The following is an 8,695-nucleotide window of genomic DNA, read 5'->3' on the forward strand; positions in this document are numbered from 1 at the left end:
CCCGGCTCGATTCGGCAGGCCCGCGGTCCGGTGATAGTGCCCGAGATGGCAGCACTCTGCGATAACACCGATTCCGCGATGCTGACCTGCCGAAACGACTTGTCCGCCCGCGGTTCGGTCCGTCTGAGATCAGGTCCAGTCGATGTGGACGGAGTCGATGTGGTCGAAGTGGAATCCGAATTGGTCGCTGTACCGGTCGAAGCCCTTGTTCTCCGGGTAGTCGAGGGTGGCGTGCCGTTCGAGCAAGGCCACGACGCGGGCGTGATCATCGTTGGCGAGGGCGGCGGCGAGTTCGCGGGACTCGTCAGGGGTGAAGGGGGTGTCGGAGTTCGCGAAATCCAGGGTGCGGACCCGGTAGTCGTAGCCCTCGTCGGCGCCGTTGCGGACCATCACACCACCCTTGACCCGGATCACCGCGGTCTTCGGTGTCCCGTCCGGGCGCAACACCCCGGCACGGGCCATGATGTCCTGCGCCCGCACATTCTTCAGTTTTTTACTGGCGTCGGCACGCAGTTCGTTCGTCTCCCCCGACCGGTACCGGGACACCGCCGAGCGGGACCGGCCGATCTTCGCGGCCACCACGTCGATACCGCCGAGGCGTTCGATCGCCGCCCGCCGTTGCGCCCGCTCGAGCACATCCGCGTGGGGGATGCGGCCCTGTTGCGCCCACCGGCGCAACGTGCGGTCCGACGGCGGGGTGCGGCCGGCGTCGATCGCCGCCTGACGCAAACCCTCGTTGCCGAGCTCCGTACGTAATTGTGTGACCGTCACCTTGCTGGTCAGCCCGGCCAGTCCCCCGGTTGTGACCTGTTTCGACTTCTCCACCCCACTGGTCGCGGCATTGGCGACCGAGACTTTGAGGCCGTCGAGCCCGACCGCCTGCTGGGCCGGTTTCTTGGTCCGCGGCTTCGGCAGATGCAGCGCCATCAGTCCACCCCCTCCCCGTCGTCGTCGTCGGCGGCGTCCTCGTGGTCGGTGAAGGCGGCCTTGATCGCCAGGTTCACCTCGTGCACATCCGCAGCCGACGCCATAGTGTGCAGGAGGGTGTCGGTGAGGGTCACGTCCTTTTCCACCGTCATCTTTCCCAGCGCCTCGCTCGGGTCGGAAATGTCTTCCCCTTCGGGGAGGAGGTAGACCCAGGAGTCGGTGACGGTGCGGACCGGCCACCGCTGGTGCTGACGGGCGATGCGCATCGCGACGCGGCGGCCCCGCCACCGGCAGTGCGCGATGATCGACGCTCGCCACAACGGTTGGTGGTGATGTTGCATTCGTGTCGCGGTCCACATGTCCGGGTTCACCATCCGCCCGATGTACCCCTTGTAGCAGGAACCGAGAAATCCCTTCATCGCCGCATCCCGGGTGTCGACGGCGGTTTTGCGGGCCTCCCGCAGGATCTTCGCCCACTTGTCCAGCACCCGCCCCTGCTGCGGGTACACCCACGCCTCGGTGATCTCGAGGTCGTCGAGGTCGGCGCCGATCCCACCGTCGGCGACCGGTGCACACAACCCGTCGATGCTGACCGAGGTGACCCAGGTTTGCACCGGCTGATCGGCGAGCATGTGCGGATGCGGCAGAGGCAGCTTCTCGGGCAGCGACAAGGTTTGTCCCGCGGGCAGGGTGATCCGCCACAACCCGAACGGGGTCCCCTTCTCCCCTGATGCCGCGGCCGCGGCCGCCGCCCCACCGGTCAGATGCTTCGGTTGCCCGTAACCGAGCTCGAGCATCCCGGCGGAGGCCAGGTAGGCGGCGCGTTGGTCGATCGACACCAACCGGTCCGCATCGGCGAGGTCACTGGTCTCCGGGACCCGGGTCCAGCCGACCGCGGGCTCGAGGTCCCCGCGCGGGGCGCCATCGAGCGGCGGCACCGGACCCGCGGTCGTCATCACAATGCCCTTGCCCGATCGGGTGCGTTCCCGTTTGATCTTGTCGACGATCGCGGCACCGGTGCGGGCCGGGGTGGGTCCGGGCAGCACCCCGAGATGCTGCGCGCACCATCCCAGTCGGCGGCCCAGTTCCCGGGCGGCCGGTAGGTCGTCGTCGGGGAGATAGGTTCCCGCTGTGGGTGAGCCGAGGACACCCATATCGCCGACCCGGTTGTGCCAGCCGAAGTCCTTGTTCCAGTAGGTCCACACATACGGTTCGATCACCACATCGACCATCGAGGTGAAGTTCCCGATCGTGCGGGACAGGTGCACCACATGACCCGGTTCCCCGCGCAGCTCCCACCCCACACCGAGCAACGGGGGCAGGGTGGCATGGAGGGTGGCGGTCAGGTCGGTGGCGGCGCGGGTCCGCAACGCTTCCATGTCGTCGACGTCGTCCTCACTGCCCGGATCGATGACCCACCCGAGGAGCTCACACGCCGCCAACCCGACGATCCAGATTTGTGCGGGTGCCCCCAACGGGGTCAGTGACGCCCAGCGAATCAGTTTGTCCAGCTTCTCGAGTGAATCGACCGGACCGGTCAACTCCTTTCCCGAAGGGGTGTACGTCCCGGCGGCGGTCACGATCAACGCATGCCCATCCGCGGCCTCCCCCGCCGGCAGTGTCTCCCACACCGGCGGATCGGCCGCGACGCTCCCGGCCCCGTCGCTGTCCACGTCGATGGTATCCACGTCTGAGGTGTTCGCGTCGGGGGTGTTCGCGTCGGGGGTATCCACGCCGGGGGACTCCCGACCCGCAGGAGTTTCGGCGACGTCATCCTGCTCGTGCGAGTCAATGTCCCACTGCTCGTGTAGTTCAGAGTGTGCGTCGACCGCTGGTTCCGGGCCCGCCCCATCGGTGACACCCGCCCGATCGGTTGCGTCGGGGAGACCGCCTTTTTCGGCGGATTCGGGGGACGTCGCCGGGGTGGTGTCGGGCAGGGTGAAGAGGGGAATTTGCTCCCACGGGGAGCTCATGACTCCTGCTCGGCGATCCGGCCGTCGAGATCGGCCGGCGGGACACGGTAGCGGTCGAAGAATTCCTGCAGGGCAACGTCCACGACGTTGGTCACCGTGGATTGGCGATGGTTCACCAGCCAGTTCAACCGGGCCTCCGTCGAGGCCAGGACCCGGGTGTTGAGCGGAACCTTCGTCGGCCCCTTCCGCGGTTCCAGCTTCGCCGTCAACTCCGCACTCGGCGTCCCCGACCCAGAAACGCCCCCGGCACCGGCACCTTCCTTCCCTGACCGAGCGGTGCCGCCGCGTCCGCCCCCATTCGAGCGGCGGGCGCCGCCCCCGGTGTTTCCCGTCTTCGCCATACCCACCCACTCGTGTTCGCCCGTGTACCTCCGCAGAAGTCACCTTACCCGCTACATGCCTTGTTGCATGTGAGTACGCGCGCACACTTGTTCGCATAAATGCGCGCAAATTCGGATGCTGGGTGTGTGTGCAGGAATCCGAGACGCGGCCGTCACGCGCCGTCCCATGTCACCATGCCTTCTCGCGAACCCGAGGGCGTGTGATCCACCGGACCCGGCGGGACTCGTCACTCCACCAGCGTGATGGGTACCCCGGGTGTGATGTACAGGTGGTGTCGAGCCCCGCCGTGGGTGAGGGACATGGCCACTCCCATGGTGTGTCCCTCGGCGAAGCGGGCGAGCAGTTCGCGGGTGGCCTCGGATCTGGTGGGGCTGATGCCGTAGGTGACGCCGCCCAAAAGATGAGGCTGGGCACCCTATCCTCCTTGCTGACCGGTGCATCGTTTGCCGGAAAGTGTTGCGACACCTCGATCGGTGAGGACGCCAGGTACCGTCACGGTCCGACGATATCGGCTGTCGGTGGGGTTACCAGCGGTAGACGATGCTGGGGTTCGGCTCGTCGCTGCCCCGAATCGCAATCGGAGTCGCCGGTGTAATCAGCAGGCGTACCGTCGAGTTTTGGCTGACGAACCCGACGAATCCGCCGTTGCCGTTGTTGTCGAAGATGCCTCTGACAGCGTCCTCGAGGCCGTGCGCGGCGGCTGCGTCGGCGAGCGGATAACGGACCCCGTCGTAGATCGCTTCGTAACTCATGATCCTTCTCCCGCTGGTGTCGTGGTGCTCACAGCGTAGGAGTGCTGGACCAACCGCTGTGGCCGGTACCGACACATTCTTCTCAACGAAGATTCGGCCGGATTTCTGCACGTCGGGTGACTGCGATCAACCTGTCCCACGCGCCGCCGTCGACCTCGCCGAGGAGCGCCGACCGACGGCGCCCCTCTTTAGCTTCTTTTAGCGTTGCCAGGACCAGTACCACACCCAAGGCGCGCCGGTTACCGTCTGTCGGTATGGGGACCACCTTCCACGGGCCGAGCCCGTGGCCGCACATCACCCGCGCCATCCGCACCCGGGGCGCCCGGTACGCCGCGATCGGCTACCTCGGCCAGGACGCACCCGAGCTGCTCCCGCTGCGTGCCGGGGACCTGTTGGTCGTCAACGCGTCCAAGGCCGCGATCCGGGCGCACGCCACCTCCCCCGCCGCCCTCACCTACTACCTCGAGCGGGGGGTGCGGGTGCTGTCGTCACCGACCCTGCACGCGAAGGTGATCGCTACCAATACCCGGGCGGTGATCGGGTCGGCCAACGCTTCCGAGAACTCCACCCTCGCCGACGACGCCGTGGTCATCACCGACGACCCCGAGATCGTCGCCGGTGTCCGAACGTTCATTAACGGCCTCGACGAGATCACCGAGGTCGATCAGGTGTTCCTCGACGACGCGATCCGAGAATGGGAGATCGGCCGCGCCGTCCCCCTACCCGGGGTCACCGGCCGCGTCCGCACCGAAACTGATTTCCTGCCCACCCCGGTGCGCCGGATGTTCGTCAAACACGCCGTCGATTACGAACCCACCGACACCGAACAACAGGTCCTCGACACCCAGCGGGGCCGACACTCCACGGCGGGCGGGCCGGCGGTGAAGTACCAGCTCGAGTCGCTCCGCCTCGACACACGCGGCACCATTCGGCGCGGTGACGTGATCGTCTTCGTCTCCACCGGCGACGAGTGGATTCACCCGCCGGCCGTGGTGATCTCCGATCCGATGCGGATCCCACGGTCGGGTGGAGCGGTGTTGTTTTTCCTGCGCACCCGCACCGACCTGCTACCCGTGGCCCTCACCGACGCCGAGAAGGCGCTCACCGACCTCGGGCACCCCGGCTCACGGCTGCGGACCGATCACTACGTCCGCTCCCCCACCCTCCGGACGGCGATCCTCGCACTATGGGGCCTCTGACCCTTCAGCGAGGCAATACGTACGTGTGAGTCTGCTCCGCAGAACCGAAGAACCCACATTGGAAACGCTAGATGGCGGTAGCTACCGCGACACGTTGCCCACGACTCGGAGCAACCGCCTATGCGGTGCTGCCAGCCTTTCGATTTCACTTCCGAAGCACTCCATTCCCGCAAACCGAAGGTACTCGCGTCCTTCGTTCACACGGTCGCCGCGATGACCTCCCCCGGGTTCACGGCATGCCGCTGACAAACCATTAGCACTCCACCAATGCGAGTGCTAAATTCTGTGTAAACGATGACACGGACCTGCGAGAACCGCTGGGCTCAAACGCAGTCCCTAGGTGAAGCCCAAGCGCACTGTTCCGGCTGGACAGTGGCTGGACGGCCGCCCTTGGATCGATGGGCACTCCGTCTCGTCGCATCGACGACCGGGCTACCCGAGGCAATGGAGGAGGGATCGTGAACGCTGCCACCCCGTGTAACTCAGGTGCCACAGGCAACGAGAGTTCCTCCACGCCTGCACGACCGCGGGTACCGCGTGGGCGATCACGGTTACCCTCGGTGTCGGTTCTACTGGGCGCGTTGTCCATCGCGTCGTTCTGGGTGTCCGGACTCGGGTTCATCCTGGGGGTGAGTGCCGTGGTCTGCGGTGCTCTCGCCGCCTCCCGGTCAGGCGTAGCGGATGATGAGCCCGCATCGCTGCGAGCGTTGCTCGGAGTCGTCGCAGGAGTCGCGGGGATCACGGTGTCCGCGATCGCTCTCTTTCCGGTGCTGGCCGATCTGTGATCGGTGCACCAGTCCACCTATCTCCTGTCTCGAAGTTTGGAAAGGATCCGCACCGCCCGTGACCGTCGCCGCCAGCCCGCATGTACCCACCACACAGACTCCGCCGGAAGCCGACTTGGATGACGGTGCGCGCTGCGCAACGCTCCTCGAGTCTTGGGAAGCGGGCATCGCCGTGACCATCGGTCTGGCGCTGCTGACTACCCTTGTGTGCGCCGTCTTCGGGTCGCCCGCGCTGGGTCTTCTCGTGCTCGTCGCGATCGCCGGCATTGCCGGTCTGATTGCCGCTGTCCTTTAACGCCGCTACCTGGCGGCATCCCGCCGGCGTCAGGGCGATACGCACCGAACACCAAGTCCCGCCACCGCTACGGCAATCGACGCCGCCAGAAACCTCTGGCGCTACCGCCCTTGGGAGCCGATCCGCGGGACGCCCATCAGCACCTGGGAGCGTAGGTGCGGTGGTCGCCGCCGAACCTACCGACCAGGCCATGCTCATCGATGCACACCGCCAATTTGCATTCAGTGTCATTGACCGACAACAACATTCGATCCCGTCCATTATCCGCGCCGACAAGAGCGCGACCACGAACTTGACGTGCAGCGGGAGCGGATCAGCACCTTCGGCATTCCCGGATGCATCTGATGCGACCCGCCTTTCGCTCTCAATCCGCTCGCTTGGCACAGCCCGAACAGATCGAAGTGGTCGACAGGAGCATCCAATCGAGATCGACCACTACTAGAAACGTGCGTGGCGTACGACACACTCTTGGGATGGACGTTGTTGGCGTCATACGATCTGTTTCGCACCGGCTGATCCGATGCGCAGGACGGCGGTGCCGCAACCCGTGAGTTGAATTTTGTTCAGCTGTCACGCTTCGCGCTGCATCACCGATTCTCGAACTGCCGGTGTAGCGGCCCCGCCGTCCGCCAGCTCCGGCGGGGTTCCGCGTGCTCAGCATCGGCGGCAGAGCCTCATTCGGCCGCCTCACGAAGCAGTGAAAACCTCCCGTTTCGAGTTCGTGGTGTTGTAACCCTCTCCACCCCTTGAGGAATCATTCGGCTCTGTTCCTCACCGCGATTGACGAGTGCCCCAAGGTCAAACGGTGGTCGGATTTCATTGTAAGGGAACAAATTTCACTCTTACGGCACCGTCGCTACCGGGAGTGTCGTCGAACATGGCTTCCCGTGTTTATAGAACCATTTCCGGAGACATGCACCGCTCCCCCACCCTGGACGTCGTTGCACTACCTTCATGAGTCGATGTGGGCGGAGGCCACATCACACCGCAGGTTAGTTATGAAGTTTTAGCGATTGCCGCAGTTCGCCAGGGCGACATATGAACTCTCACTATGGCCAACCCTGTTCTGGAATCTTGTCCCTCAGATTTCGCAGACGCTCAAACTTTCCCGCAGCATCAGGGTGATGCACCGTGCATCACCCGTCTACCGCGTGATGCACCGTGCATCACTGCGTGGCAGTCACTCGGGTAGGGGGTGAAGGCGTCGCAAAGCACGGGGAGGTAGACATCTCGAGCCTGTCTGGCGCAGGTCACCCCACGCCGCTTCGAAATATCGGGAACCGCTTCTAGTCGCGCCCGGTGGACCGCCGTACCACTCACGGTCGGATTCGTCACGTGACGAAGACCGGCTAAAGTCCATGTCCTCGTTGCAGACCGCCGCCGTTTTCTTACGGCGGGCCCCCTGTGTCGCAGTGGTGACGCCCTGGCCATCGCTCGCCCGAGCCAAAGACCATTGGCATGGTGCATTCTGTTGGGTCAACCTGCGTATGGTCTCACTCATCCCCAAACAAGCCGACACCGCTATTGAATACGGCGATTCCTCAGGTCGCTCAGCGGCGAACTTCCCCCGCCAACCCCCTAGCCACCGGTGGCGTGGCCAAAAGGACGGGATGATCCTGGACAACCATCAACGGTTTCCCCTCAGCCTTACCAAGATTCCCTCCGCGTTGCGTCGACCTACCATCTCCGGGCGGGGTGCGGGGAAGAGTCCAAAGCTGCGCACGCACTCGCCGCCGGCACCGCCAACGGAGGGCGGGTCAGGCCGCTTGGAGGAGCACCGCGCATCTCGCAAGGACACGGTGCACCTCGCCATGAGTACGGGCGGCGTCTCGTGCGACATCAAATTCGCCGGTCCGCAGCTGGAGCGGCCCCTTGTCTCTAGCCCTATTCGTACTGCTACTTGCCAAATCTGAATCCTTTACGCGCACCCGATCTGCCGTGGCCGTTTACCCGGAATCGACAACAGCTCATTCTTTTCCATCCCAGAGTCCATAACTCGACACCGTGCAGGATCGACCATCACGCGGTGATGCACCATGCATCACCGACCCGCCGGGTGATGCACCGTGCATCACGGTGACCTATCGCCCGGTATGGGATCGACCCCGTTCCGTCGGCCTCACCGATCGAGGGAGATGGCGCTTTTCTCCTGGGATTCGAACCGCCATGATGGGGACATCCACCGGTCCACCTCATCGCGAAGCTCATGTTCAGCGGGTTTTGGGAGTCGCGCCGACGCATATTATTTTGGCTACCCATCCGACTTGAATGCCGCGAGCAGTCTTCGCGGGCGTTTCCACATTCCCACCAACTCGACTCCCTCCCGTTAGCTACTTCGACCTGAAAAAGTCGGGGTGTGGCGGTGCGTGATCAGCCAGTCCTGAAACGGGACAATGGCCTCAACCCTTGGGCTAGAAGGGAT

The 8,695-nt window shown here is 64.8% G+C and carries 8 protein-coding genes; 3 read left to right on the plus strand and 5 right to left on the minus strand.

Annotation, left to right across the window (positions count from 1 at the left end):
* Positions 1 to 129: 129 nt before the first annotated feature.
* The 5 genes from ACH49N_RS30805 to ACH49N_RS30825 form a co-directional block, all read right to left on the minus strand.
* Positions 130 to 927: a hypothetical protein gene (locus tag ACH49N_RS30805; protein ID WP_358276454.1), complete on the minus strand. Its 798-nt coding sequence runs from the start codon at positions 925 to 927 to the stop codon at positions 130 to 132.
* Positions 927 to 2,900, minus strand: coding sequence for a hypothetical protein (locus tag ACH49N_RS30810; RefSeq protein WP_358276453.1), 1,974 nt, complete (start codon positions 2,898 to 2,900; stop codon positions 927 to 929). The genes ACH49N_RS30805 and ACH49N_RS30810 overlap by 1 nt, the downstream gene beginning before the upstream one ends.
* Complete coding sequence (locus ACH49N_RS30815) at positions 2,897 to 3,241, minus strand: hypothetical protein (RefSeq protein WP_358276452.1); 345 nt, start codon at positions 3,239 to 3,241, stop codon at positions 2,897 to 2,899. The genes ACH49N_RS30810 and ACH49N_RS30815 overlap by 4 nt, the downstream gene beginning before the upstream one ends.
* Before the next feature lie 227 nt (positions 3,242 to 3,468).
* Complete coding sequence (locus ACH49N_RS30820; protein WP_358276451.1) at positions 3,469 to 3,639, minus strand: hypothetical protein; 171 nt, start codon at positions 3,637 to 3,639, stop codon at positions 3,469 to 3,471.
* Between the two features lie 127 nt (positions 3,640 to 3,766).
* On the minus strand, positions 3,767 to 3,994 hold the full coding sequence (locus ACH49N_RS30825; RefSeq protein WP_358276450.1) for a hypothetical protein: 228 nt from the start codon (positions 3,992 to 3,994) through the stop codon (positions 3,767 to 3,769).
* A gap of 254 nt (positions 3,995 to 4,248) precedes the next feature.
* Here ACH49N_RS30825 and ACH49N_RS30830 point away from each other — a divergent pair, with 254 nt between their 5' ends.
* The 3 genes from ACH49N_RS30830 (at position 4,249) to ACH49N_RS30840 (ending at position 6,273) form a co-directional block, all read left to right on the plus strand.
* The gene (locus tag ACH49N_RS30830; RefSeq protein WP_358276449.1) at positions 4,249 to 5,193 is read left to right on the plus strand and encodes a phospholipase D family protein; all 945 of its coding nucleotides are present in this window, start codon (positions 4,249 to 4,251) and stop codon (positions 5,191 to 5,193) included.
* Between the two features lie 560 nt (positions 5,194 to 5,753).
* Entirely contained in the window at positions 5,754 to 5,978 is a 225-nt protein-coding gene (locus tag ACH49N_RS30835; protein WP_159928703.1) for a hypothetical protein, read from the plus strand.
* 58 nt (positions 5,979 to 6,036) lie between these two features.
* Positions 6,037 to 6,273, plus strand: a complete 237-nt coding sequence (locus ACH49N_RS30840) for a hypothetical protein (protein ID WP_358276448.1) — start codon at positions 6,037 to 6,039, stop codon at positions 6,271 to 6,273.
* The last annotated feature ends 2,422 nt before the right edge of the window (positions 6,274 to 8,695 follow it).

It is taken from the genome of Rhodococcus sp. NPDC019647 (assembly GCF_044389235.1).
Lineage (GTDB): Bacteria > Actinomycetota > Actinomycetes > Mycobacteriales > Mycobacteriaceae > Rhodococcus_F > Rhodococcus_F oxybenzonivorans.

Bases quoted from the DNA above. Each gene is read 5' to 3' on its own strand.
- ACH49N_RS30805 (WP_358276454.1), bottom strand. From the start codon at position 927: ATGGCGCTGCATCTGCCGAAGCCGCGGACCAAGAAACCGGCCCAGCAG.
- ACH49N_RS30810 (WP_358276453.1), bottom strand. From the start codon at position 2,900: ATGAGCTCCCCGTGGGAGCAAATTCCCCTCTTCACCCTGCCCGACACC.
- ACH49N_RS30815 (WP_358276452.1), bottom strand. From the start codon at position 3,241: ATGGCGAAGACGGGAAACACCGGGGGCGGCGCCCGCCGCTCGAATGGG.
- ACH49N_RS30825 (WP_358276450.1), bottom strand. From the start codon at position 3,994: ATGAGTTACGAAGCGATCTACGACGGGGTCCGTTATCCGCTCGCCGAC.
- ACH49N_RS30830 (WP_358276449.1), top strand. From the start codon at position 4,249: ATGGGGACCACCTTCCACGGGCCGAGCCCGTGGCCGCACATCACCCGC.